A 26386-nucleotide genomic window follows, 5' to 3' on the forward strand; every position below is an offset into this window, starting at 1 on the left:
TTAATTTCATTAAATTTTAAGAACTTTTTATATATCTTTTTACCTTTATCAAAATATAAGGACTACTATGCACACTTCAAAAAATTTACGCGAACTGACCTTTCGAGGCTTGATTTTAGGGAGTATTTTAACTCTCATCTTTACCGCTTCTAATGTTTATTTGGGGCTTAAAGTGGGGCTGACCTTTTCCTCCTCTATCCCTGCTGTTGTCATTTCTATGGCGGTTTTAAGTTTATTTAAAAATTCAAGCATTTTAGAAAATAATATGGTGCAAACAGAAGCTTCCGCCGCTGGAACGCTTTCAGCGGTCATTTTTGTCATACCGGGGCTTTTTATGTGTGGGTATTGGAGTGAATTTCCTCTATGGCAAACCTTTATGATTTGTCTTTGTGGTGGGGTGCTTGGAGTGCTTTTTACCATACCCTTAAGGCGTGTTATGGTAGTGGAGAGTAAATTAGCCTATCCAGAGGGTAGGGCGGCGGCTGAAATTTTAAAGGTGGCAAATAAAGACCAAAGCGATAAAAAGGGCAAAGAGGGCGTGAAAGAAATCGCCTTTGGCTCTTTCATCGCTGCTATAATGAGTCTTTTTAGCAGTGGCTTTAAAATCATAGCGAGTGAAAGCTCCTTAGCTTTTATTTGGAATAAAATGGCTTTTGGCTTTTCTATGGGCTATTCTTTAGCGCTTTTAGGCGCTGGCTATCTTGTGGGACTTACAGGGGCAATCGCTCTTTTTGTGGGAATGTTTTTAGCGTGGGGCGTTTTTACGCCTTATCTTTCAAGCTTTGAATTTAGCAATACAAGCGAGGCGGTAAGTTTAGCAGGGAGTGTATGGAAAGATAAGGTAAGGCTTATTGGCACGGGTGCCATAGCCATAGCGGCACTTTGGACTCTTTTTGAGCTTTTAAAGCCTGTGCTTGAGGGTATGAAAGAGTTAATTAAACACGCTAAACTTAACCCGGAGCTAAGCAAACAAGACCTTTCATTTAAAAGCATTGTGCTTTTATTTTTCATCACGCTTTTAGGGCTTTTTGTGACTTTTTATAGCTTTGTGAGTGAGGCGAATTTAAGCTCTTTTTATACCTTGCTTTTTAGCGTAGGTGGGACGATTTTAGCGATTTTAATCGGCTTTTTTGTCGCGGCGGCTTGTGGTTATATGGCGGGACTTGTAGGTTCTTCTTCAAGCCCTATTTCAGGGATAGGCTTAATCGCTATCATCACTTCTTCTTTAGTGATTTTACTTGTAGGAGCAGATATTTTTAAGGGCGAGGCACTTTCTAAATTTGCTATCGCTTTAGCCATTTTTATCACAAGCGTGATTTTAGCCACAGCAGCGATTTCAAATGATAATTTACAAGATTTAAAAACAGGACATTTAGTCGGTGCGACTCCTTGGAAACAGCAAGTTTCTTTGCTAATAGGCTGTGTTTTTGGGAGTTTAGCTATCACGCCTGTTTTAAATTTACTTTATCAAGCTTATGGTTTTGTCGGAGCTATGCCTAGAGAGGGTATGGATACAAGCACCGCCCTAGCCGCCCCTCAAGCTAATCTTATGAGTACCATAGCGCAAGGTATTTTTCATCAAAATATAGAGTGGAAATACATAGCCTTTGGAATTTGCGTAGGCATTTTTGTCATCATCATCGATAAATTTTTAAGAAAAAGCGATAAAATGCTCCCGCCTTTAGCCGTAGGTATAGGCATTTACCTCCCACCTTCTGTAAATATCCCTTTAGTTATAGGAGGGGTTTTAAAATATTTCATTATGAAAAAAGTTGCTAAAAAATACGCCAAAAATTCACACAAAGATGAAAAACTCGCTAAAAGCGAACAAAGAGGGACACTATTTGCCTCGGGGCTTATCGTGGGGGAAAGCATTTGTGGCGTGATAATCGCTGGGATTACCGCTTTTTCTTTAAGTAGGGGTGGGAGTGAAAGTCCGCTTGAACTTGGACTTAGCGTGCATAATAATGAGCTTTTAGCCCTTATCTTCTTCATAGGAGCGGTATTATTTTTCATCAAAAGAATTTTAAGAAAAGATTAATATTGCAACCCACTCAAAGAGCGGGTTAGCAATAAATTGAAGGCAGTCAAGCCTAGTATTACAAGACTAGCGAACTAGGCTTGTAAAGCTGGGCTTTAAATCCTCGTCATTACGAGCCGCTAAAAGCGGCGTGGTAATTCCCTTTTTACCTTAAGGTTTAGATTGCTTCAAGTCTAAAGCCTTTCGCAATGACGGAGGCGGAGAGTTACTTCACGCTACAATTTCGTCATTGCGAGGCACGAAGCAATCAAACAAAATCTTCACTCAAATTACGCCAAGACGCTTAAGATTAAAGCGATTTTCTTCGCACGGCTGCCACCTTTGAGTTGTTTTTCTCGCAAGATAGCTTCCTCCATCGTTTCAAAAAATTCAAAATAAGCCAAACGACTTACATTATATTTAACGGTAAAACCGCTAAAAGTTTTATTTTTGTGTTGGTAAATCCTGCTTTGCAAATCACTCGTTACGCCCACATAAAGCGTTCCGTTTGGTTTATTACATAGGATATAAACGCAAGGGCGTTTTGGCTTCACTTCGCTTTCCTTTTTGTTTAGTTTGCTTCGGCTCTTTGAGCCTCGCAATGACGCGGTGGGACCCTCACACGACTCGGCTGGGCGGTTATACTCCGCCACTCTTGATTAAGTCGTCATTACGAGCCGCTAAAAGCGGCGTGGTAATCCCCTAAACCTACTGCTTAAGCTGTAAAAGCGTGTTTAGCATTTGGTCGCTCGTGCTTATGGTTTTTGAATTTGCTTGATAGCCTCTTTGCACTACGATGAGTTGGGTTAAGCTTCTACTTAAATCCACATTAGACATTTCAAGCGCTGAGGTTTTCATCTCGCCACGACCGCCTGTTCCTGCCTCACCGACTACGATATTACCACTATTTCCCGTTATTTTAAAGAGATTGCCGCCGATTTCTTCAAGACCTGAATTATTTGCCACACTAGCCATAGCTATCTTAGCCACAGCAAAGGTTTTACCATTTGTAAATTCACCCAAAATATGCCCCTTGTCATCAACGCGTATAGCATCAGGTTTTAAATTCCCTGAAGTGTAGCCATCTGTGGCTTGATTTGTGAGCGTTGAAGCCGAGCTTGAGCTTACAAGTCCGTCATTTGCACCGCTTGTTCCAAAGGAAAGCTTGATTTGCTGATTTGGCGCAGCACCGTTATTTGGACTAAAATTAAGCGTTTTAGGGCTGTAACTTGCTAGTGAGCCGTCATTATTAAAGCGAGCAGAGCCTACGACTATATTACTTGGACCATCGCCTGTTGTATTGATTTCAGCAGGTTCAGGCACACGGATTATCATTTGCCACTCGTTTCCGCCGTCTTGAGTGGTAGTTTGCTTGACAAATTGCACTTCTAAGGTATGCTTATTCCCTAAACTATCGAAAATTTCAAGTCCCGCTGAAAAAGCTGAAAGTTTGAGTTGCTCACTTTCTTTCTTTTGACTTCCTGCAGTTTGCACCCCGTCAAAAGCCTTAAAGATTTTAGTAAAGGCGTCATTTGTGCTAACTTTGCCAAGTGCGTCTGTGTAGGCTGTAACATTAAAGCTTAGGTCTTTTGCCGTTGTCGTTACTGTTTGATTTTGCAAGGCATTTGCTGGGATTGTGCTTTCTTGCTTTGCATTAGACACGGTAAAGCGTCCATCATCGCTTACAGTTATGGTTACTTTTTGATTGATGTCTTCTGCTGCAAAAGCACCGTTACCATTATAATCGACCCCATATCTTGCGTCTCTTTGCAAAAGCTCTCTTAAGTCTTCAGTCGTTCTAAACACACGCACATCGGTATTATAAAGACTTCCTCTTAAAGCGTCCCAGTAGTTCCCACTGGCTGGATCCTGTGGCTTAGTATTTGGATCATTGTCATTATCCGTAAAAGCTGGTCCTCCGTCAGGATTATACATAGGAGGTATATTTTGCGGAGAGCTTGAGTAGGTGTATTTGTGTGCTGTGATGACGGCTGCATTTGTTGGACCTGTGGTTTGATTACCCGTTCCCCCTGTGGCTGTCCAAACGGAGCCGTTTGCATTAACTTTACCATTACCAAAAGTAAAGCTATTATTACCTCCGTTCCAAGTCGCATTCCATAACTCCCCTGCGGTGTTTTGTGCATTAACGATTAGATTAATATTTTTCATATTATCCGTTGTGCCGTTTTCATTTCTATTTGTAAATATTATCCCAGTGCCGCTAGCATTTTTACTCGCTACTATGCCTGTGCCTTCTCTACCTTCCCCAGGATTTGTGAAGGTATTAATGTAAACTATGGCTTGGTCTAAGCTTGTGATGTCGGCATTTTGTATCGCTACGCCGTTTAGAGTGATGTCAAGGCGTGTTTTTTGATTTTCACTTCCCCAAAATACAACATTGTTTTGGTTTGTTTTATTATTAGCATCAAAGCCTGTTCTATTAGTGCCATTGGTTGTAAATTTAGAATCTGCAAAACTTATCCAAATCCCTTGCCCCTCACGCAAATTTAAGCCCTGACCGCTACCATTGAAAAGTGAAGCTGCATCCACGCCCTTTTCAGTAACTTCCATAGAATTTTTAGAAGTGGTGTAAAATTGAGTCGTGCCTGCGTCATTTTCATCTTTTGTTTCGCTTGTCTTTTTATTAAAGCCGTGAACGGAGTCAAGTGCGTAAAGTGGGCGTGCCGCATTGCCGATATTTAGACCACTATTTAAATTTGCCTTGATAGCCACTTCAGTCGATTTAGCCGCTGGTATGTGAAGACCCGGATCGATGAAGAGATTTTTAGGAGACCTTGAAGTATCGATACTTTGATCGCTCCAGTTAATGTTCCAGCCTTGCACGACAAAGCCTGCATTATTGACAAAATTACCCGCCGCATCGAGTTTAAAATCCCCATCTCTTGTAAGATAGCGAGTAAGCCCCCCGTCATCACTTACCATAAAAAAGCCGTCTCCATTAATCGCGACATCGGTGTTTTTATTTGTTGTTTGCACTGAGCCTTGAGAGTGAATTCTAGTCGTTGAATTGATACTTGTGCCAAGACCGATTTGGAGTGGATTTTGTCCGCCTAAATTTTCAGTAGGCACGGTGGCAATTTTCACAGTTTGAGAAAACATCGTGCCAAAGTCAGCTCTTGAGTATTTAAAACCTACGGTATTAACATTTGAGATGTTATTACCCTCAACATCCATTGCGATTTGGTGTGCTTGCATACCGCTAACACCAGACCAAAGAGAACGCATCATAGTGAATCCTTTTTCATAAAATCTTGCTTCAAAATTGCTAAAAGTTTATAAGCAAGAAGTGTTCCAAGTTTAATAGAAGATGAAGAAAGCTTACACAATCATTATTAAAATGTGTAAATAAGATACACAATTTTAATTTAATCTCCTTTGATTTTCAAAAAGCTTAAAAAAAATTCAAAAATTATGTAAAAATTAAGAGTAAAATACACCAATTAAAAAAGGATCGATGATGAAAAAAGCCGAGAAAAATACCTTAAAAAAGAATTTTTTTACCTTAACTTTACTTTCTTTTTGCGGTTCTATTATTTATGGTTTGCCTTATTTTAGAAAATATTATTATGATGATTATATGACGCTTTATCACTTAAATAACTTTGAAATGGGACTTTTAGGAAGTGCGTATGGTTTACTAGGGCTTTTTTCTTATGCTTTAGGCGGATATTTAGCAGATCGTTTTGCGGCTAAGAAATTATTAATTTTTTCCTTGATTGCCACAGGCTGTGGAGGACTGCTTCATTTATATTTTACTTCTTTAAATTCTTTGCTTGTGATTTATGGAATTTGGGGGATTACTTCCTTACTGACTTTTTGGCCCTCTTTAATCAAAATCGTCCGCTCTCTAGCAAATTCTAAGGAGCAAGCTAGAGCTTATGGGATATTTGAGGGAGGAAGGGGCGTTGTGAGTGCTATACATCTAGCAATTGCGACAAGCATATTTGGCTATTTTCAATCTAAAGCTTTGGCGGCTCAAGGCATAGAAATGGTTATTGTGTTTTATTCTCTAGCACCTATTTTCAGTGCGATTTTATTATTTTTTTTATTAAAAGATGAGGTTAAAGAAGAAAGTGAAAAATTAAAAATGAAAGATTTGTTGACTTTATTGAAAAATCACGCACTTTGGCTCATCGTTTGTATCACTTTTTGTACTTATTTTTTTAATATGAGTTTTTATTATTTCACACCTTTTGCAAGTAATATCATTGGCACTTCTGCTGTATTTGCGGCAATCTTAACGGTTTTAGCCTCCTATATCCGCCCAGTTTCATCGATAGTAGGAGGCTTTGTAGCAGATGGTTATGGAAAAGCTAAGGTAATGATGATAGGTTTCATCACTATGGGCATAGGAGTAGCATTTTTAATGCTAAGTGCGTCTTTAAGTGGATTTTTACAAATGGCGATTTTAACAAGTGCTTGTGTCGTTGTTTATGTGGCAATGTATTCAAATTTTGGTATTTATTATTCTTTACTTAGCGAAGGAAAAATTCCTATGCACTTAACGGGAATAGCCATAGGTATCGTTTCTACTTTTGGATATTTGCCTGAAGTGTTTGCTCCACTTTTAGCAGGAGATTTACTCGACCGATATCCAGGGGTTAAGGGCTATCATTATTATTTTAGCATTATGATTGCGATGGCGATTTTAGGCGTAATCTTTTGTGCGATGTGGATTAAGAAATTCAATAAAAAGGAGAAATGATGAAAAAAATTATAAAAGACTTTAAATTTCAAGTCAAAACTATAGAAAATGAGTGGATTAGCTTAAGCGATGGAATTAGGCTTTCAGCACGCATTTGGCTTCCGCAAGGCGATGAGAAATTCCCAGCCATTTTAGAATATATCCCTTATAGAAAAAATGACGGAACAAGAACGAGAGATGAACCTATGCACGGCTATTTTGCGGGAAATGGCTATGCTGTTGTAAGAGTTGATATGAGAGGAAGTGGGGAGTCTGATGGACTTTTAAAAGATGAATATTTAAAACAAGAGCAAGATGACGCACTAGAAGTTATAGAGTGGATTGCGAAGCAAGAGTGGTGTAATGGAAAGGTCGGTATGATGGGTAAGTCGTGGGGAGGGTTTAATTCCCTACAAGTCGCAGCTAGAAGACCAAAACATTTAAAAGCCATTATAGTTGTGGGCTTTACTGATGATAGATTTAATGAAGATATTCATTATAAGGGCGGTTGTTTGCTTAATGATAATTTTTGGTGGGGAAACATTATGTTAGCCTATCAAGCACGCTTTGTCGATCCAAAAATCGATCCAAATGGCAGAGAAAAATGGCTCAATAGACTTGAAAATATGCCTTTATGGCCTACTTTATGGATGGAACATCCCTTAAAGGACGACTATTGGAAGCACGGCTCTGTCAGTGAGGACTATGCAGCGATAGAAGTGCCAGTTTTTGCACTAGATGGTTGGGCGGACTCTTACACAAATCCTGTTTTTACACTTATGCAAGGCTTAAAAGTGCCAAGAAAGGCTATTATCGGTCCTTGGGCGCATGTGTATCCGCACGATGGCTTTCCAAATCCTGCGATAAATTTTTTAGGAGAGGCTTTAAAATGGTGGGATAAATGGCTAAAAGATGTAGAAAATGATACTCTTGACTGCCCTATGATTCAAGCTTATATTGAAAAATCCTTAAAACCAAGTGCAAAAGTTAGCGAAGTGAAAGGGCGTTTTGTGGGACTTGAAAATTATCCAAGCAAGGATATTAATAACACAAATTATTTTTTAAATCCTTATCGCTTAAGCTCTAGTAAAAGTAAAGAATTTATCAAAATTAACACTCCACAAAATCACGGACTTTTAGCAGGCGAATGGATGGGAGCTGGAGTTCTAGGAGAAAGTCCAGCAGATCAGAGGCTTGATGATGGGTTAGCTGTCATTTTTGAAAGTGAAATCTTAGAAAATGATGTCGATGTTTTGGGCTATCCTTTATTAAAGATAAGACTAAGTAGCGACAAAGAAAAAGCTATGCTTTTTGCCCAACTTAGTGAAGTAAGAGAAGACGGCTTCGTGCAAAGGGTGAGTTATGGAGTACTAAATCTAGCTCTCAATCAGGAAAAAAGCGAATTCAAACCTTTAACAAAAAATGAATTTGTGGAAAGGGAATTAAGACTTGATTGCTGTGGACATCGCTTTACTAAAGGCTCTAAATTAAGACTCTCCCTAGCAACGACTTTTTGGCCTATGTTTTGGCCTATGCCAGAAAATGCGACCTTAAATTTGGATTTAAGTGCGTGTGAATTTGCTCTTCCTATTTTTAGCGGAAAAGATAGCAACAAGGTCGATTTTGATGCACAAAGTGCCGCCTTAACTTCCCTTACTATCCTTAAGGAAGGCAAGGTCGATAGGAGTGTAAGCTATGATATTTTAAGCGATACTTTTACCTACATAACAGACGGAGTTGGAGGAGTCTTTGGCGAGGGGGTTTATCGCTTTGACGAAATTGATGTTTTGGTCGAACACAACCTTAAAAGAGAATTAACCCTCCAAAACGAAGACCCACTCAGTGCAAAATATACCATTACGCAAAAAATGAAAATCGGTAGAGAAAATTGTATGATGGATGCCGATATTATCTTAACGCAAACAAGCGATAAAGAGTATTTTTACATCAAAGGAGCAATGCAAGTTAAAGAAAATGATAAGCTTGTCTTTAACAAAAACTACAACCACAAAACTCCAAGAAAAAGTCTCTAAATCAAGGCTAAATTTACAAAATTTAGCCTTTTAAACTCACCCAAGTGCTCACTATAAGTAAATTTTTAAACATTTTTAGCTAAATTTGGCTTTTGATTTATGAAGGTATAACAAAATGAAAAAAGATTTAATCATCGTGGAGTCTCCCGCAAAGGCAAGAACTATAAGCAATTTTTTAGGTAATAAATATGAAGTCATAGCCTCAAAAGGACACATTAGAGACTTGCCAAAGACAAGCTTTGGGATAAAGATAGAAGAAGATCATTTCGTGCCAGAGTATAGAATTTCAAAAGATCATAGTGCCTTAGTTAAGGAGTTAAAAGAAAAAGCGGCTAAGGCGGGGCAAGTTTATCTAGCAACCGATGAGGATAGAGAGGGCGAGGCTATAGCCTATCACATCGCTAAAGCCATAGGTAAAGATGAAAACTCCCTGCCTCGCATAGTCTTTCACGAAATCACTCAAAACGCCATAGAACACGCACTTAAAAACCCTAGAAAGCTCGATATAAATTCCGTCAATGCCCAGCAAACTAGGCGTTTGCTTGATAGAATAGTCGGCTACAAACTAAGCCCCCTTTTAGGACAAAAAATTCAAAGAGGCTTAAGTGCAGGTAGGGTGCAAAGTGCCGCACTTAAAATCATAGTCGATAGAGAAAAAGAAATCCGTGCCTTTGTGCCGCTTGAGTATTTTAGTATCGATATGATTTTTAGTAAAGATTTGGAAGCGGAATTAGTCGAATTTGACGCAAAAAAGCTTGAAAAACTAAGCCTTACAAACAAAGACCGCGCCAAACTCATCTTAGAAGAGTGTCAAAAAGCACAATTTATCGTAGAAAAGATAGAAAGCAAAGAGCGTAAAATCGCCCCGCCGCCGCCTTTTATGACCTCGACACTGCAACAAAGTGCGAGTAATCGCCTTGGTTTCACGCCTAAAAAAACGATGATGATAGCGCAAAAGCTTTATGAGGGCGTGAAAACACATCAAGGCACGATGGGTGTTATCACTTATATGAGAACGGATAGTTTAAACTTAGCTAAAGAAGCTGTGAAAGGGGCGAGGGAATTCATCAAAGAGCATTTTGGTAAGGAGTATTTACCAAGTAAAGAAAACATTTATACGACTAAAAGCAAGGGCGCACAAGAAGCTCACGAGGCTATCCGTCCTACGAATTTAAGCTTTACGCCTGAACTTGCCGCAAAATACCTTGAAAAAGATGAATTAAGGCTTTATACTCTCATTTACAACCGCTTTTTAGCCTGTCAAATGAACCCTGCCCTTTCGCAAAGTGAGGGCGTTTTTGTAAGGGGGGGGAGAGCTTTATTTAAAATCAGTGGGAGGAGAGTATTATTTGAGGGATTTTATAAGGTGTATGGGGATATGGATAAGGACAAGATTTTACCCGAATTTAAAAAAGCAGAGGTGCTAAAAACGCAAAAGCTTTCAATGTCAAATCACTTCACCGAGCCTCCTTCAAGGTATTCTGAAGCAGGACTTGTCAAAAAGCTTGAAAGCCTAGGCATAGGACGCCCCTCAACCTATGCGCCGACAATTTCGATTTTAAGTGCGAGGGATTATGTAGTCATAGAGAAAAAACAGCTCGTGCCAAATGAAATCGCCTTTAGCGTTACCGAGCTTTTAGAAAAAAATTTCAGCGACATAGTCGATAGTCATTTTACTTCAAATTTAGAAAATACCCTTGATGAAATCGCAGAAAATAAAGCCGACTGGCAGGAGACTTTGCGGGAGTTTTACTATCCTTTTATGCGAAAAATCGAAGAGGGTAAAAGCACAATCAAAAGTCAAAAAACCTTCACTAAACTTGATGAAAAATGTCCGCAATGTGGGAGTGAATTAGCCGTGCGTAAGGGCAGATATGGGGAATTTATCGCTTGTCTTGCCTTTCCAAAATGCCGCTATTCAAGGAATTTAAAGGAAGATAACACAGAGAAAAAGGAAACAAAAAAAGCAAATGGCATAGGGGTCAAATGCCCTAAATGTGAAAATGGCGAAGTGGTGGAACGCTTTTCAAGGAGGGGGAAATTTTATGGGTGTAATCATTACCCAAAATGTGATTTTGTCTCAAATTACAAACCAAGCAAGGAAAAATGCGAGAAATGTGGCGAAATGATGGTCATTAAAGAGCTTAAAAAAGGCACTTTTTTAGAGTGCGTGAAGTGTAAGGTTAAGAGGGAATTGCAATGAGTGCTAATGAGCTTTTTAAAGAGCTAAAAGAAAGCTTAAGCTTAAAAGAAATCGCCGAAAAACTAGAACTTCACACGGGCACATTAAAACGCTAGGAAAATCTAAAAAAAAGTGCCTGATGAATATAAGCACGATTTAAATTTCTTACTAGGAAATAAATATACTCTTGAAAAAGAAAATTACAGAAGCCATAACGAATTTTTTACCAAAAAAGAAAGTGCAAAATACTGCTACAAAAAGCTTATGGACTTTTTAAATCAACATAACATTGATGTGGGGGAATATGTGTTTATAGAGCCTAGTTGTGGAGATTTAAGCTTTTATGATTTGATGCCTAAAAATTCAAGGATAGGGATAGATTTAACCTATAAAAATAAAGAAATTCTATGTGAAAATTTTTTAAATTTTACCCCTAAAAAAGAGGGGAAATACCTCATCTTAGGCAATCCGCCCTTTGGATTAAGAGGGAATTTAGCCTTGCGTTTTATTAATCACGCTTATCATTTTGCCGATTTTATAGCCTTTATATTGCCCCCGCTTTTTGATAGTGATGGCAAAGGAAGCCCTAAAAAAAGAGTGCGTGGCTACACCCTAGCATATAGCGAAAAACTACCTTTAAATAGCTTTATTTACCCTAATGGCAAAGAGGTGGAAGTGGCGACCCTTTTTCAAATTTGGGTTAAAAATACGCTTTTGGAACAAAATATTTTAAAATTCAAAGCCAAAAAAGCAAAAACTTGCAAAAATTTCATCAAAATTTACTCCCTAAGTGACGGAGGCACACCAAGTAGCACGAGAAATAAAGCTATGCTTTACAAATGCGATCTTTATCTACCAAGCACCTGTTTTCACTCCAAAAATAAACCCCAAATGAAAAGCTATGAAAATTTTGAAAGTCTGCCTCACAGAAGAGGCTATGGGGTCGTGATACTAAGCACAAATTCAAGCCTTAATCTTCGCAGCTCTTTAATCGAAAAAGCCTTGATAGAGCAAGGAATTTATGATGAAAGCGAGACAAATGGATCTTTATAAAATAGCATAAAGCGTTTTTACTGAAATTGAAGCGGAAGTTAATGAAACTACCAAATGGAAAAGCGATTCTAAATACATTAAAATAAGATATTTGCAAATTGATAAAAGGGGCAATTTTAAAGAAAGGCTTATTAGAGACATTTTTGCAAAGGAAAGAAACATTTCTCTTATCTATAAAGACGGCGATCAAGGTGCTTGGGATATACAAATTAATGGAATTAAAATCGAAATAAAAACCTCCAGCCTTGATGTCAATGGTAAATTTCAAAATGAAAGCATTAAAGACACGCCTGAGTGTGATTATATATGCTTTATAGGTGTAGCTCCTAATGATCTTTATATGAGACTTGAAAAAATTTCTACCATCAATTTTCATCTTTTGCATCCTAGAGGTGAGCGAGGCACAGGAGTAGGCTATAAGTGGGACTTTAAGCCTGAAAATATGCAAAAAATTTGCACGAGAAAAGAGGTGGTTGATATGTTTTACAAGAAAATGAGTATTAATAAAAAAATCATTAAAAAAAATCTAATTCCCCCCAATTATCAACCATAATAAAAAGCCAAAATTTAACCAAATACACTAAAAATAAGAGTGCAAGTATGCTATAATCGAAAAAATGACAAATTTAAAGGAGGCAAAATGCACTTAAATCCCCTAGAAAATAACCAAAATTTGGGACTTTACGACCCTAAAAATGAACACGATGCCTGTGGGATCGCTGCTGTGGCAAATATACGCGGGATCGCCTCTTATAAGGTCATTTGCGATGCTTTGGAAATTTTGATGAATTTAGAGCATAGAGGAGGGGCTGGAGCTGAAGAAAATTCAGGCGATGGTGCTGGCATACTTATACAAATTCCGCACGATTTTTTCAAAACGCAAGATTTAGGCTTTGAATTACCAAAAAAGGGCGATTATGCTGTGGCTCAAATGTTTTTATCTCCAAATTTAGACGCTAAAGAGGAGGCTAAAAAACTTTTCTTAGAGGGACTTAAGGAGAAAAATTTGGAATTTCTAGGCTTTAGGGCGGTGCCTTTTAATCCTAGCGATTTAGGAGAAAGTGCGCTTAAGGCTATGCCTTATTTTTTACAAGCCTTTGTGAAAAGACCTGCGAAAGTGGCGGCTGGGCTTGAATTTGAGCGTTTGCTCTATACGGCAAGGCGTTTGATTGAAAAAAGGGCTTTTAATGTGCCGAAATTCTATTTTTCAAGCTTTTCTTCACGCACCATAGTTTATAAGGGAATGCTACTTTCAACACAACTAAGTGATTTTTACCTAGACTTTAAAGATGTCAATATGAAATCCGCCATCGCTTTAGTGCATTCGCGTTTTTCGACTAATACCTTCCCAAGCTGGGAGAGAGCGCACCCAAATAGATATATGGTGCATAATGGCGAGATTAATACCATTAACGGCAATGTGCATAGTATCAAGGCTAGAGAAGGCTTAATGCAAAGTGATTATTTTGAAAATTTAGAGGAGCTTTTTCCCATTATAGCAAAGCCTAGTAGCGACTCGGCAATGTTTGATAATACCTTAGAATTCCTTGCCTTAAACGGACGCTCTTTAGAAGAAGCTTTTATGATGATGGTGCCTGAGCCTTGGCATAGAAACGAAAATATGCCTAGTGCAAAAAGGGCATTTTATGAGTATCACTCTGTTTTAATGGAGCCTTGGGACGGACCTGCGGCTATTGTTTTCACAGACGGGGTGATTATGGGGGCGAGTTTGGATAGAAATGGCTTTCGTCCGTCAAGATATTATCTTACAAAAGATGATTTTTTAATCCTCTCTAGTGAGACAGGTGCGCTTAAAATCGATGAGAAAAACATCAAGGCTAAGAAGCGTTTGGAGCCGGGCAAACTTCTGCTTGTAGATACAGCAAGAGGCAGAGTCATCGCTGATAATGAGATTAAAGAACAATACGCTAACGCCAAGCCCTATAAAAAATGGCTTGAGAATTTAATCCGCCTTGAAAATCAAGAAGATCAAAACTACAAGCATCATTTTTTAAAACAAGATGAAATTTTAAGTTTGCAAAAGGCTTTTGGCTGGAGTTATGATGAGCTAAAATTAAGCGTCTTAGCTATGGCAAATTCGGGTAAAGAAGCCTTAGCAGCTATGGGCGTGGATACGCCTTTAGCGGTGCTCTCAAAGCAGTATCAGCCTTTATTTAATTATTTTAAACAACTTTTTGCACAAGTAACTAACCCTCCCCTTGATGCCTTGCGTGAGGAGATTGTTACTTCAACAAGAATTTATCTAGGTCGCGAGGGTAATCTTTTAAAGCCTAATGAAAGCAATGCCAACAGGGTTAAAATTCAACTTCCTATTATTAGCAATGAAGAGCTTTTTAAGATTAAAAATCTAAAAAATTTCAAGGTTAAGGAATTTTCTATCCTTTACGATCATAAGAAAAAAAGCCTTGAAAGTGCTTTAGAAGAGCTTTTTGAAAGGGTGGAAGCTGAGATTAAAAAGGGTGTTTGTGTCGTGATTTTAAGCGATAGAGGCGTGAGTGAAAAAATGGCTTATATCCCGTCCTTACTTGCCGTTTCTGGACTGCATAATTACTTAGTAAGAAAGAGTTTAAGAACGCATACGAGTATAGTGCTAGAAAGTGCAGAGCCTAGAGAAATTCATCATTTTGCCTGTCTTTTAGGATATGGTGCGACAGTGATAAATCCTTACTTGGTATATGAGAGCATTAAGGATTTAATCGACAAGAAAGAATTGAAGCTTGATTATCAAAAAGCTGTGGGTAATTTCATCAAAGCAAGTTCGGCTGGTATAGTGAAAATCGCCTCCAAAATGGGCGTTTCCACTCTACAAAGCTACAACGGCTCGGCACTTTTTGAGTGTCTTGGTATCAATTCTAAAATTGTGGAAAAATACTTTAGCTCCACAACTTCACGCATTGAGGGCATTGATTTAGAAGATATAGAAAAAGAAACGCTAAAAATTCACAATGGGGCTTTTAAGGATAAAAGCAAGGCTTTAGACTCGCTTGGAATTCACGGCTTTAGAAGTGAAAAAGAGGAGCATTTGATCGATCCTTTAGCCATTTTTCATCTTCAACAAGCCTGTAAAAATAAGGACTATGAAAGCTTTAAAAAATATTCACGCATTATCAACAATAAACAAATTCACTTAAGATCCTTAATGGAATTTGACTTTAGCGAGGCAATTGACATCGATGAGGTAGAAAGCATAGAAAGCATAGTAAAACGCTTTCGCACAGGGGCTATGAGCTATGGCTCTATCTCAAAAGAGGCGCACGAATGCTTGGCTAAGGCGATGAATCAAATCGGTGCAAAGTCAAATTCAGGCGAGGGTGGCGAAGATGAAAGCCGCTACGAAAAAGAAAATTTGATGAAAAATTCCGCCATCAAACAAGTGGCAAGTGGGCGTTTTGGCGTGAATTTAAATTATCTTAACCACGCAAAAGAATTGCAAATCAAAGTCGCACAAGGTGCGAAGCCGGGCGAGGGTGGGCAACTTATGGGCTTTAAGGTTTATCCTTGGATTGCTAAGGCTAGACACTCAACCCCGGGCGTAACCCTCATCTCTCCACCACCTCATCACGACATTTACTCCATAGAGGACTTGGCACAGCTTATTTATGATTTAAAAAACGCTAATCAAAATGCAAAAATTTCCGTTAAGCTTGTCAGTGAAAATGGCATAGGCACGGTAGCAGCTGGAGTGGCTAAGGCTGGAGCGAATTTAATCCTTGTTTCAGGCTATGACGGAGGCACGGGAGCAAGCCCAAGGACTTCCATCCCACACGCTGGAATTCCGTGGGAGCTAGGACTTGCCGAAACGCACCAAACTTTGATTTTAAATGGCTTAAGAGAAAGGGTAAGGCTAGAAACGGACGGAAAATTAATGAGCGGACGCGATTTAGCCATAGCCGCTCTTTTGGGAGCGGAGGAATTTGGCTTTGCAACTGCTCCCTTAATCGTAATGGGCTGCACGATGATGAGAGTTTGTCATCTTAATACCTGTCCTTTTGGGATAGCAACGCAAGATGTAAAGCTTAGGGAACGCTTTAAGGGTAAGGTCGATGAGGTAATTACTTTTATGCATTTCATCGCACAAGAATTAAGAGAATATATGGCAAGACTAGGCTTTAAAAATGTCGATGAAATGATAGGTCGTGTGGATAAACTCCGTCAAAAAGAAACAAGCACAAAGGCGAACAAGCTTAATTTAGATAAAATCTTAAAAGCCCTCCCAACCTATAATAAAACCGCCGTGCATTTTAAAGAACATAAGGATAATAAGCTTGAAAAAACGATAGATTATAGAATTTTACTGCCCCTTTGTAAAAAGGCAGTAGCACATAAAAAGCCTATAAAACTTAGCCTTGAAGTAGGCAATCAAAGCCGAACTTTTGCCACTATGCTCTCAAGTGAGCTTTTAAAAAGCTATGGAAAAAACGCTTTGAAAGACGAGCAAATTCAAATCACAGCCATAGGTAATGCTGGAAACAGCTTTGGGGCATTTTTGTTAAAAGGCATTAAATTAGAAATCATAGGCGATAGTAATGATTATTTAGGTAAGGGTTTAAGCGGAGGAAAAATCATCGCTAAAACCTCAAGTGAGGCTAGTTTTAGCCCTGAAGAAAATATCATCGCGGGAAATGCTTGCCTTTATGGAGCAACCGAAGGGGAGGTGTATTTAGATGGGATAGCTGGAGAGAGATTTTGCGTAAGAAATTCGGGTGCTAAAGCCGTAGTTTTAGGCACAGGAGTGCATGGCTGTGAATATATGACAGGAGGGCAGGTCGTGGTGCTTGGCGATGTAGGAGCAAATTTCGCCGCTGGAATGAGTGGGGGCGTGGTGTATATCTTAGGCAGACACAATGAAGCAAATGTGAATAAAGAGCTAATCGATATCAAAGAGCTTAATGCAAAAGATGAAAAAGAGCTTAAAACGATGATACAAAGGCACATTAATTACACAAATTCTAAAAAGGCTAGAGGAATTTTAGATCAATTTGATAAAAAAGATTTTTTTAAAATTATGCCAAGAGATTATGAGAAAATGCTCAAGCATTTAGAAAGCTTTAAGGGCGATAAAGATCAGGAATTAAAGGCTTTTGAGAGGGTTATGCAGGAGATGAGGGGCTAATTAACCCTCTTTAAGTGATATAGGGTAAATTCCACTCTTTTGCTGTGAATTTCTTAGGCTTTAAGTCAAATGCTTTTCTAAATTCATTTGCGATGTGAAAGCTCATTAAGGGTGGGACGGCATTGCCTATTTGTGCGTAGGCTGCACCCTTACTTCCATAAAAGATAAAATCGTCTGGGAAGCTTTGAATTCTCGCACACTCTCTTACGCTCAGTCTTCTTTGTAAATTTGGGTGAGGGTGTATTACCGCTCCTCCTCCTCTACTTCCTCTACCTGTAATAGTAGGAGCTTGCTTATCCCAAGATAAGGCTCTATTGCCTATATAGCCATTAATGCGAATTTTATGTGTGCTTCCCGTGTGATTGCTTATATTTTCATCATAATCTTTTGGCAAGTCTCCTATAGCCTCAAAAAGTGTTTTGGCTTTTAAATTTAAAGGCTTAGGAAAGTCAATTTCTTCCTTAATGTCCTTTCTACGCCCTATGATAATCACTCTCTTTCTATTTTGCGGAACTTGATAATCGCTTGCATTTAAAATGCTGTGTTTTAATTCGTAGCCACAACGCTCAAAAGTCGGTAAAATTTGCGTGAAAAAATGCTCCCTAAAAGCCTTACCACTTTGAATTCCTGCGACATTTTCTACCAAAAAATACTTAGGCTGTTTGGCTTTTAAAACTCTAGCATATTCTAAATAAAGGCTATTATAATGCGAATTTAAATCGCGATTTTTACCATTTGCTATGGTAAAGCCAAGGCAAGGAAATCCGCCGATTAAAATATCTGCGTTTGGAATTTCTTTCACATCTAGGGTATAAATGTCCTTGCAAAGTATGTGTTTGCCTATATTTTTCTCATAGCTTTCGCATGCCTCTTTATCAATGTCATTTGCAAAAACGACCTCAAATCCTGCCTTAATAAAACCAAGATCAAGCCCACCACAACCACTAAATAAACTTATCACACTAGGTTTCAATTAAGCTCCTTAAAATGCGTGTCAAAATAGTCAAAAAGTGCCTCTAAGTCCTCAAAAAGCTCATTTTTAGAATTTTTGTCTTTAAAATACTCCACATAACTTTTATGAAGTTTGTAGTCAAATTGATTAATTAAATTCATTACAGAGTGATTAAGATGAGAAAAATCAAGTAGGACACTTCTTTTGCAAGCCTTTATTAAAGCGTTTCTATCTATCCTTAAAGAATTCCCCTCATAACGATTTACAATGCTTAAAAAATTTTCTTTATCTTTGCTCTTTGCCTTAAAAAGTGCGACAATTTCACTTCCTGCAAAAAAATAAAGCTCCATTTTTTCATTATTTTTAATAGCCAAAAGCAAGTCGTTATCATAAATAAATTCCGCCATTTTATTAAATTTCTCTACAAAAATTTCGTAACTTGAAAGCGTTTCTATAAGCTTTAGAAGCTTTAAAAATTGCGGCTTACTTCCTACACCTGCTCCCTCACTTGACTTTCTTTCGCTTAGATAATTATCTACCCTTAAACCATCAAATAAAACGCGTTTTTCAAAACTTCCCATATTAATTTCAGTATTTTTAGCAATTAAGGTTTTGACACTAAAGGCATAATGATTAGCAAAAATGATGTCCGCTTTTTCACGGCGATTACTTGCGATTTTATCTTTCACATTGATAAAATAATCCCCAACGCAAAATTCCAAATTTGAACGCTTTTGATTATCCGCAACCTCTGCATCAAAAATATTAGCGAGTAAATCCTCAAAAACCCTAGCACTCGTCTTTCTCTTTGCCACCTCATCACTACTAATGAAGTGAAATAAATAATTATAAATGTAGAGTGTATAAAAGCTATTTGGATTTTGCTTTAAATAAATAAAAAATTGATAAATATCCTCAATGCTAATAATCTCTTGCTTTAAAACGCCTTTTTCTCTTAAATAAACACTGATGAGCTTTATAGTATGCAAACTTTTTAACATCTCTAACCTTTACAAAATGAATTCTAGCAAGAAAGACTAAATTTAACACTCTACATTTTAAAAATTTAGAGTATAATCAAAAAATAAAGGAGTAAAAATGGGAAATGTGAGAGGATTTTTAGATTTTAAAAAAGCAAATAATCAAAAAATAGCCCCTAGTGAGCGGATTAAGAATTTCAAAGAATTCGTCAAGCCTTTAGACAAAAAAGAGCGTGAAATTCAAGCGGGGCGTTGTATGGATTGTGGGGTGGCATTTTGTCATACAGGTAAAATGAGCGAGGGCAAAGACATAGGCTGTCCGCTTAATAATCTAATACCTGAGTGGAACGACTTGCTTTACCGCTCTTTATGGGAAGAAGCCTTTAAGCGTTTAGAATTAACAAATCCTTTCCCCGAATTTACAGGGCGTGTGTGTCCTGCACCTTGTGAGGATTCTTGCGTGTGTGCGATTAATGGCGAAAGTGTGAGCATAAAGGATAATGAATTAGCCTTAGCGGAAAACGCCTTTAAAGAAGGCTTCATCACGCCTCAAAAGCCTCAAAAGTATAATGGCAAAAAAATAGCCATCATAGGTAGCGGTCCAGCGGGGCTTGCCTGTGCGTATTCTTTAAATTTGTTAGGTTATAAAGTAAGCGTGTATGAAAGAAGTGATAAAGCTGGAGGGCTTTTGATGTATGGCATACCCGATATGAAGCTAGAAAAAAGCGTGGTGCAAAGACGCATAACCCTGTTAGAAAAAAGTGGAGTGGAATTTAAACTTAATCAAAATATCAACAGCAAAGAAAAGGCAAATAAGCTTTTAAAAGAATTTGACGCACTTATTCTTTGCACAGGAGCAAGTGAGCCAAATGCCCTAAATATCAAGGGTAAGGACTTAAACGGCGTAAAATTTGCTATGGATTTTTTAAGTGAAAATACTAAATCTTTGCTTAAAAACTCAAAGCCTGCCACAACGGCTAAGGGCAAAAATGTGCTTGTGATAGGAAGTGGTGATACGAGCGTTGATTGCATCGCAGTGGCGTTAAGACAAGGAGCTAAAAGCATTACGCGTTTTGAGCGAAGTCCTAAAAAAAGTGAGCTAAGAAGCAAAAATAATCCTTGGCCTCTAAAGGCGGATATTTTTACCACAGATTATGGCTTGGAAGAGGCTAAGGCGGTGTATCAAAAAGATGTAAGAGAGTATCAAAAGCTTACTAAAGAATTTATAGGTAAGGATAAGCTTGAGGGCGTTTTGGCGAGTGATTTAAAGCGTGAAAATGGCAAAAATGTTGAAATTAAGGGTAGTGAAAAGCTTTATAAGGCGGATTTAGTGCTTTTGGCTATGGGTTTTAGTGGAAGCGAAAAGGCTATAAGTGCGAATTTTGGAGTGAAATTTGATACAAAAAATAATATCGCAACGACAAATTATCAAAGCTCACACGAAAAAATTTTCTCCTGTGGAGACGCAAGAACGGGGCAAAGCCTTGTCGTATGGGCGATTAAAGATGGGCTTTTGTGTGCTTTAAATGTGCATAAAAAACTTAGTAAAGAATAATTTGCCAATCTATCAAAATTCAAAGAGAACGATTTTCGCAATTTAATTTGCTTTTTGTTCTCAATTTTGCCTTATTCTATTTTTAGCTTAAATTTGACAATTTTATTTGTGTTATTCTAAAAATATTAATCAATGCTTTTAAATTCACTTTTACTTCACTTAATTATTTTATAATTTTTGCAAAGATTTAAAGGAGAAAAGATGAAAAAAACATTAGCGGTTTTAGCGACTTTAAGCTTAGGTTTAAGCGTGGCAAATGCGGAGGATATTTATGGGACGATTATCGACATTAATGACGCCTCAAAAACCATACTTGTAGAGACGACTTACGGACAAAGGCTCAATATGAAAATTCTACCAAATACACAAATTGATATGGACGAGTGTGGATTTTTATGGATGGATAAGCAAGGCACTTTTAAAGATTTAAAAGTCGGCACTTTTTTAGAGGCTGAAGTGTTTCACATTAATGCTCCAACCCAGCCTAATACCCAAGACCCACAAGCCACACCTCAAATGGTAACGGTTAAAAAAATTGACATAGACTGCAAGAAAAAAGCCTATTAATTTAACCAAATTTCATTATAATGCCTCATTAAAAAGGCGTTATAATGAGAATTAATAAATTTCTATCCCACAATACAGCTTACTCACGCCGCGAAGCCGATGAGCTTATCAAGCAAGGCTTAGTTAAAATCAATCAAAAAACCGCCCAATTAAGCGATGAAGTCAAAGAAGAGGATAAAATTTTTCTTAAAAACAAAAGAATTCACAAAAAAACGCAATTTAGCGTCATCATCTACCACAAACAAAAAGGCGAAATTGTCAGCCGTAAAGATGATAGAGGCAGAAAGACTATCTATGAAAATTTGCCTAAAAATTTTTCCACTTGGCTTAGTGTGGGGAGGCTTGATTATGCGAGTGAGGGCTTACTCCTACTCACAGATAGCCCCGTTATAGCTGACGCTTTAATGCATAGTGATTTGGAGAGGGAGTATTATTTAAAAATCAAAGGGCAAATTTCAAAAAAAGTCATAGAAGCAATGCAAAATGGGCTTGAAATTCAAAACTCCACAAAGGGCGCACACGCTAAAACAAAAATAAATTCTATGAAATTTGCACCCTTTTTAGACTTTGAAATTTTTGGCTGGAGCGGAGGCTATACGAAACTTAGAGTCGTGATCAATGAAGGACAAAATAGGGAACTTAGACGCTTTTTTGGTTATTTTGATTTAGAGGTAATGGACTTAAAAAGAGTGGCTTTTGGTATAGTCGAGCTTGGTATGCTAAAAGTGGGGAAATACCGCTTTTTAGAAAGGGGCGAGTATGAAAAATTACGCGATTTTTTAAAAACAAATGGGATAAGATATTAATGTTTTCTCTCTCAAATCGCCGCTACACAGGAGCTAAAACAAGGCTTTTAGATTCTATTGATACAAGCATTTTAAAAAGCTTTGATTATAGAGAAAGGAAAAATCTTAGCTTTTTTGATGTGTTTAGTGGCACAGGGGTTGTGAGTGAGTATTTTGCTAAAAAGAAAGAGTTTAATAGTATTATCATCAATGATTTTTTACACTCAAATTTCATCATTTATCAAGGCTTTTTTACACAAGATTTGTTTGATTTAGAAAAGCTAGAATCTTTTAAAAAAGAATTTGCAAAGCTAAAGCCTAAAGATATAAAAGAAAATTATTATTCAAAGCATTTTGGGGATAAGTTTTTTAGCAAAAATGATAGCAAAATAATAGGCTATGTGCGTGATAGGCTAGATTATCTTTTAGACCAAAAAGCTATCAATGAAAAAGAGTTTTACATACTTTTAAGCTCTTTGCTTTATAGTGTGGATAGGGTGGCAAACACGGTGGGGCATTATGATGCTTACCGCAAAAATGTTATCTTACAAGATAGATTTAGCTATGAGTTAATAAGCCCTTTAAAGCTTGAAAAAAGCATTGAGATTTATAAGGAAGATTCTAATGTTTTAGCACAAAATTTGCTAAAACAAAAAAGACACATTGACATAGCCTTTATAGACCCACCTTATAATTCTAGGCAATATAGCAGATTCTATCATTTGCTTGAAAATCTAGCACTAAACAAAAAACCAGAGTTATATGGCGTAGCCCTAAAACCAAAGCCTACAAATCTAAGCAGATATTGCAAGGTGGAGGCTAGAGAGGCTTTTAAAGACTTGATAGAATCTTTAGCAAAGATATGCAAAGTTTTGGTGGTTACTTATAATAATACTTATAGTGCAAATGCTAGAAGTAACGCAAGGCTAAGTGATAGGGAGATTATGGATATTTTAGAATCTAGGGGCAAAACGCAGATATTTGAATATGATTTTAAGCCCTTTACGAGTGGAAAGGGTAAGTTAGTTAATCACAAAGAGAGAATTTTTATATGTCTTACACAACGCTAAAGAAGCGATTTATCGCTAGTCCGCTTAATTATGTTGGCGGTAAATATAAGCTTTTGACACAACTATTCCCACTTTTTCCTAAAGATATAAACATTGCTTTAGATTTATTTTGCGGTGGGGCAAATGTGGGCATAAATATGAGTGCTAGAGAAATTATCCTTAATGATTCTTTGAGTGAATTAACAAAACTTTATCAAAATTTACAGCAAAAAAACCCACAAATAATTTTTAATACAATTTACAATATTATTGATGAATTTAAACTCTCAAATACCGCAAAATATGGCTATGGATTCTATCAATGTGATAGTGCTAAAGGTTTATCAAGCTATAATAAAGAGCATTTTTTAGCCCTAAGAAACCGCTATAACAAAACAAAAAATCCCTTTTACCTATTTGTCTTAATCGTTTTTGCCTTTAATAATCAAATTAGATTTAATGCTAAGAGAGAATTTAATCTGCCTTGCGGAAAAAGGGATTTTAATCACAATATGCAAGATAAACTAAGGTGTTTTATCGCTAAGTTACAAGATGAAAATATTAAAATCCTTAATAAAGATTTTAGAGATTTTCCTTTAGAAATGCTAGATTCTAAAAGTTTTGTGTATATTGACCCGCCTTATTTTTTAGCCACCGCTCCTTATAATGAAAACAAGGCTTGGGGGAAGCAAGATGAGCTGGATTTATTAGAATTTTTAAGGATTTTAGATTCTAAAAATATTCGCTTTGCTTTGTCAAATGTTATTTTTCATAAAGATAGAGAACATCACATCTTAAAAGAATGGCTAGAAAAACACCAAAAATTTAAAGTGCATTATTTAGATTTTCACTATAAAAACTGCAATTATCAAACAAAAAACGCAGAATCTAACGAAGTGCTAGTTACAAATTACTAAGGGGATAATGATGACTTATGATTATTTTGGTAATACAAGTTTGAGGGTTAAAAATCTGCTTTATAATTTTGAAAGCCAATTGCTTTTATTTGAAGAGCTTTTTCATAATGCAGACGAAGCTGAAACTTGGGCTAATGATTCTAATTTGCAACTGCAATATTTAGAGCTTTTAGAGCAACATAACCTTTTAGAATCTAAAAATAAAACTACACATCTTGGCACAAAGGATGCGAGGGTAAAATCCGCCCCACTAGAAGATTATAATCTCATTAAACGCAAAGATAAGATTATCACAACGCAAGGTTATGAGCTATTAAGCCTTATTAAAAATCAAAGTTATAAAATAGATAATGAATTTTTGCAAATTGATTTAATTTCTTTATTTTTTCTCAAAGTTACACTTAATTTTTCAAAAAGTCCTTTTTTATTGCAAAAATATTTAGAAGTTTTTAGGGCATTTGGCGGGAGTTTAAGCCTTGAGATTTTTATGCTATTGCCGCTGATAAATAATTTTGAAAATACAGCGGATTTTATTAGGCAAATCAAAAATAAAACAATTTTTAAAAGTGTTTTACAACAAAATGCAAATTATTTACAGCTTGATAATTTTTTAAATGATTTGCAAAATAATAGCTTAAACACTAGCTATTTTAAAACTGCAAAGGGCGAAAAAAACTGCCCTAAATATCATTAAGAGTTTGCAAGAAGTATTTTTGCCTTTTAGAGAATCTAAAAACACTGAAATTTTAGAAAAGCTACTTCACTCAAAAGAATATGCGGATTTTAAAAAGCTTTATCTACCTTATCTTACAAAGCACACTAAAAAAGCTGATAAAATCAAAGATATAGAGCAATTTTGTGAGGGAAGTTTGGAGAAATTTGGCGAGAGATTTTTTAACTTCATTTTTGAAGCAAGAATCTTGGCAAATCTTAATGATTATTTAGATTTAAATCGTAGATATTTAAATCTCACAGGCATTTTTGAATTTGATAAAGATAAAGTCAGCCTTAATATGATTTTTACACTTATTTTAAAACATACAAAATATAATGAAATCTTACAAACCATAGCAAAAAGTCAAATTTCATCTAAGCTTTTATGTGAATATTATGAAGATTTTAAAGAATCTTTTGAAAAATTAGGTATTTCAAAACCACAAGATTTAAAAACCTATAAGCAAAATTTAAATAAGAAAAAGCTCACGCATTTATTACAAACTCGTTTTACAAAAGAGCATATCATTGAAATTTTAAGGCTTTTTAGCGATAGAAACAATGATTCTAAAATTTTTGAAAAAGTAACCACAGAAGCAACTATCCCAACAATTTTTGAATACATTATTGCAATGGCTTGGTGCTATATTGATGATAACAATATTGAAAGAATCTTGGAAGCAGGACTTAGTTTAGATTCTAAGCTCTTGCCAAAATCTCACGCAGTTGGAGGGAATGCGGACTTTGTTTATATTTATGATAATCATCATTTGATGATAGAAGTAACACTAACAGAAAAGACAAATCAACGCAGGGCTGAAATGGAAAGTGTTTCAAGACATTTGGGGAATCTTTTGCTAAGTTTAGATTCTAAGCTTCAAGCACAAAGCTATGGCATATTTATCGCACCCTACTTAGACAAAAATGTCCTAAACGACTTTAGAAGTAGGCTAAATTGCTATTTTGAAAATGATAAAACACATATCAAAGGAATGCAGATTCTACCCCTAAGCACAGATGATATAATCAAAATCTTAGAATCTTGCTTAAATTATAACGCCCTTATGCCAAAGTTTAAACAAGCCCTTAGCAGTAGTGAAACTTGGGGTAGCAAGTGGTATCAAAGCTCCGTTAAAACGATGATGAAAAGCTTATTGCACTTTTAATCTTAAATGTGCGGCGTGCGTAAGGGCTATGGCTATGGCGTCCGTGATGTCTAAAGGCTTGATGTCCCTTGAAATGCCTAGCAGTCTTTTTACCATAAAAGCGACTTGTTCTTTACTTGCCTTTGCTTTTCCTGTGATGGTTTTTTTGATTTGTAGGGGGGTGTATTCTGCGAATTCGCCGTGAAGCTGGAGGATTTTAAGGCTCAAAGCTCCGCGAAATTGTGCGAGTTTTAAAACGCTTTGTGGATTATACGCAAAAAATATATCTTCAATCGCCACTTCATCAAAATGATGTGTTTTAAAAATTAAATCAAGCCCCTCACAAAGCTCCGTGATTTGATACTGCAAGGTGCTAGGCTTGATCTTAATAAGACCCGCTTCTATAAGAGTATTTTTACCCTTAATCACCTCAAGTATAGCATAGCCACAAAAACGGCTCCCCGGGTCTATCCCTAAAATTTTCACATCTTTCCTTTATTCACATTGTGAAAAGTTTTTCTCAACCTGTGATTTTAACCTTTTTTTATGAATTTTAGGCTAAAATTACGCCCTTAAATCATCAAAAAGCAGGAAA

General features: G+C 36.8%; 19 protein-coding genes. 14 read left to right on the plus strand and 5 right to left on the minus strand.

Annotated features, from left to right (window positions below; all coding sequences use genetic code 11):
* Positions 1–67: 67 nt before the first annotated feature.
* Positions 68–2041: an OPT family oligopeptide transporter gene (locus EL158_RS08355; protein WP_027304182.1), complete on the plus strand. Its 1974-nt coding sequence runs from the start codon at positions 68–70 to the stop codon at positions 2039–2041.
* Between the two features lie 269 nt (positions 2042–2310).
* Here EL158_RS08355 and EL158_RS08360 read toward each other — a convergent pair whose 3' ends face one another.
* Complete coding sequence (locus tag EL158_RS08360) at positions 2311–2574, minus strand: GIY-YIG nuclease family protein (protein ID WP_027304181.1); 264 nt, start codon at positions 2572–2574, stop codon at positions 2311–2313.
* Between the two features lie 154 nt (positions 2575–2728).
* The gene (gene flgE, locus EL158_RS08365) at positions 2729–5269 is read right to left on the minus strand and encodes a flagellar hook protein FlgE (RefSeq protein WP_027304180.1); all 2541 of its coding nucleotides are present in this window, start codon (positions 5267–5269) and stop codon (positions 2729–2731) included.
* A gap of 229 nt (positions 5270–5498) precedes the next feature.
* Between flgE and EL158_RS08370 the strand changes: the two genes are divergently transcribed.
* From EL158_RS08370 to gltB, 6 genes are all read left to right on the plus strand, one after another.
* Positions 5499–6746: an MFS transporter gene (locus EL158_RS08370; RefSeq protein WP_051529129.1), complete on the plus strand. Its 1248-nt coding sequence runs from the start codon at positions 5499–5501 to the stop codon at positions 6744–6746.
* Positions 6746–8758: a CocE/NonD family hydrolase gene (locus tag EL158_RS08375; RefSeq protein ID WP_027304178.1), complete on the plus strand. Its 2013-nt coding sequence runs from the start codon at positions 6746–6748 to the stop codon at positions 8756–8758. Before EL158_RS08370 ends, EL158_RS08375 begins: the two co-directional genes overlap by 1 nt.
* A 115-nt stretch (positions 8759–8873) precedes the next feature.
* The gene (gene topA / locus EL158_RS08380) at positions 8874–10961 is read left to right on the plus strand and encodes a type I DNA topoisomerase (RefSeq protein WP_027304177.1); all 2088 of its coding nucleotides are present in this window, start codon (positions 8874–8876) and stop codon (positions 10959–10961) included.
* 111 nt (positions 10962–11072) lie between these two features.
* Complete coding sequence (locus EL158_RS08385) at positions 11073–11993, plus strand: restriction endonuclease subunit M (RefSeq protein WP_225532257.1); 921 nt, start codon at positions 11073–11075, stop codon at positions 11991–11993.
* 91 nt (positions 11994–12084) lie between these two features.
* Positions 12085–12546, plus strand: coding sequence for a hypothetical protein (locus tag EL158_RS08390; RefSeq protein ID WP_225532258.1), 462 nt, complete (start codon positions 12085–12087; stop codon positions 12544–12546).
* An 87-nt stretch (positions 12547–12633) separates the two neighbouring features.
* Positions 12634–17127 (plus strand): glutamate synthase large subunit, encoded by a 4494-nt coding sequence (gene gltB, locus EL158_RS08395; protein WP_027304175.1) that lies wholly within the window; start codon positions 12634–12636, stop codon positions 17125–17127.
* Positions 17128–17137: 10 nt separating this feature from the next.
* On the opposite strand, the gene EL158_RS08400 is transcribed toward gltB, so the two are convergent.
* Both EL158_RS08400 and EL158_RS08405 read right to left on the minus strand, forming a co-directional pair.
* Positions 17138–18100: a DNA cytosine methyltransferase gene (locus EL158_RS08400; RefSeq protein ID WP_027304174.1), complete on the minus strand. Its 963-nt coding sequence runs from the start codon at positions 18098–18100 to the stop codon at positions 17138–17140.
* Positions 18097–19080, minus strand: coding sequence for a hypothetical protein (locus EL158_RS08405; RefSeq protein ID WP_027304173.1), 984 nt, complete (start codon positions 19078–19080; stop codon positions 18097–18099). Before EL158_RS08405 ends, EL158_RS08400 begins: the two co-directional genes overlap by 4 nt.
* Before the next feature lie 97 nt (positions 19081–19177).
* Here EL158_RS08405 and EL158_RS08410 point away from each other — a divergent pair, with 97 nt between their 5' ends.
* The 7 genes from EL158_RS08410 to EL158_RS08620 all read left to right on the plus strand — a co-directional run bounded on the left by EL158_RS08410 (position 19178) and on the right by EL158_RS08620 (position 25812).
* The gene (locus EL158_RS08410; protein ID WP_027304172.1) at positions 19178–20614 is read left to right on the plus strand and encodes a glutamate synthase subunit beta; all 1437 of its coding nucleotides are present in this window, start codon (positions 19178–19180) and stop codon (positions 20612–20614) included.
* Positions 20615–20815: 201 nt separating this feature from the next.
* Entirely contained in the window at positions 20816–21181 is a 366-nt protein-coding gene (locus EL158_RS08415) for a hypothetical protein (protein WP_027304171.1), read from the plus strand.
* Between the two features lie 44 nt (positions 21182–21225).
* A complete protein-coding gene (locus EL158_RS08420; protein ID WP_027304170.1) occupies positions 21226–21987 on the plus strand; it encodes a pseudouridine synthase in 762 nt (253 codons plus the stop codon).
* Positions 21987–23036, plus strand: a complete 1050-nt coding sequence (locus EL158_RS08425; protein ID WP_027304169.1) for a DNA adenine methylase — start codon at positions 21987–21989, stop codon at positions 23034–23036. Before EL158_RS08420 ends, EL158_RS08425 begins: the two co-directional genes overlap by 1 nt.
* Positions 23018–23932: a DNA adenine methylase gene (locus EL158_RS08430; RefSeq protein WP_027304168.1), complete on the plus strand. Its 915-nt coding sequence runs from the start codon at positions 23018–23020 to the stop codon at positions 23930–23932. Before EL158_RS08425 ends, EL158_RS08430 begins: the two co-directional genes overlap by 19 nt.
* A 7-nt stretch (positions 23933–23939) precedes the next feature.
* Entirely contained in the window at positions 23940–24626 is a 687-nt protein-coding gene (locus EL158_RS08615) for a hypothetical protein (RefSeq protein ID WP_174705428.1), read from the plus strand.
* Positions 24627–24645: 19 nt separating this feature from the next.
* Complete coding sequence (locus EL158_RS08620; RefSeq protein ID WP_232008208.1) at positions 24646–25812, plus strand: AlwI family type II restriction endonuclease; 1167 nt, start codon at positions 24646–24648, stop codon at positions 25810–25812.
* Here the strand turns inward: EL158_RS08620 and ruvC are convergent.
* Entirely contained in the window at positions 25798–26277 is a 480-nt protein-coding gene (gene ruvC / locus EL158_RS08440) for a crossover junction endodeoxyribonuclease RuvC (RefSeq protein WP_027304166.1), read from the minus strand. The genes EL158_RS08620 and ruvC overlap by 15 nt on opposite strands.
* Positions 26278–26386 lie beyond the last annotated feature (109 nt).

The sequence above is a fragment of the Campylobacter upsaliensis genome (assembly GCF_900637395.1).
Classification (GTDB): Bacteria; Campylobacterota; Campylobacteria; order Campylobacterales; family Campylobacteraceae; genus Campylobacter_D; species Campylobacter_D upsaliensis.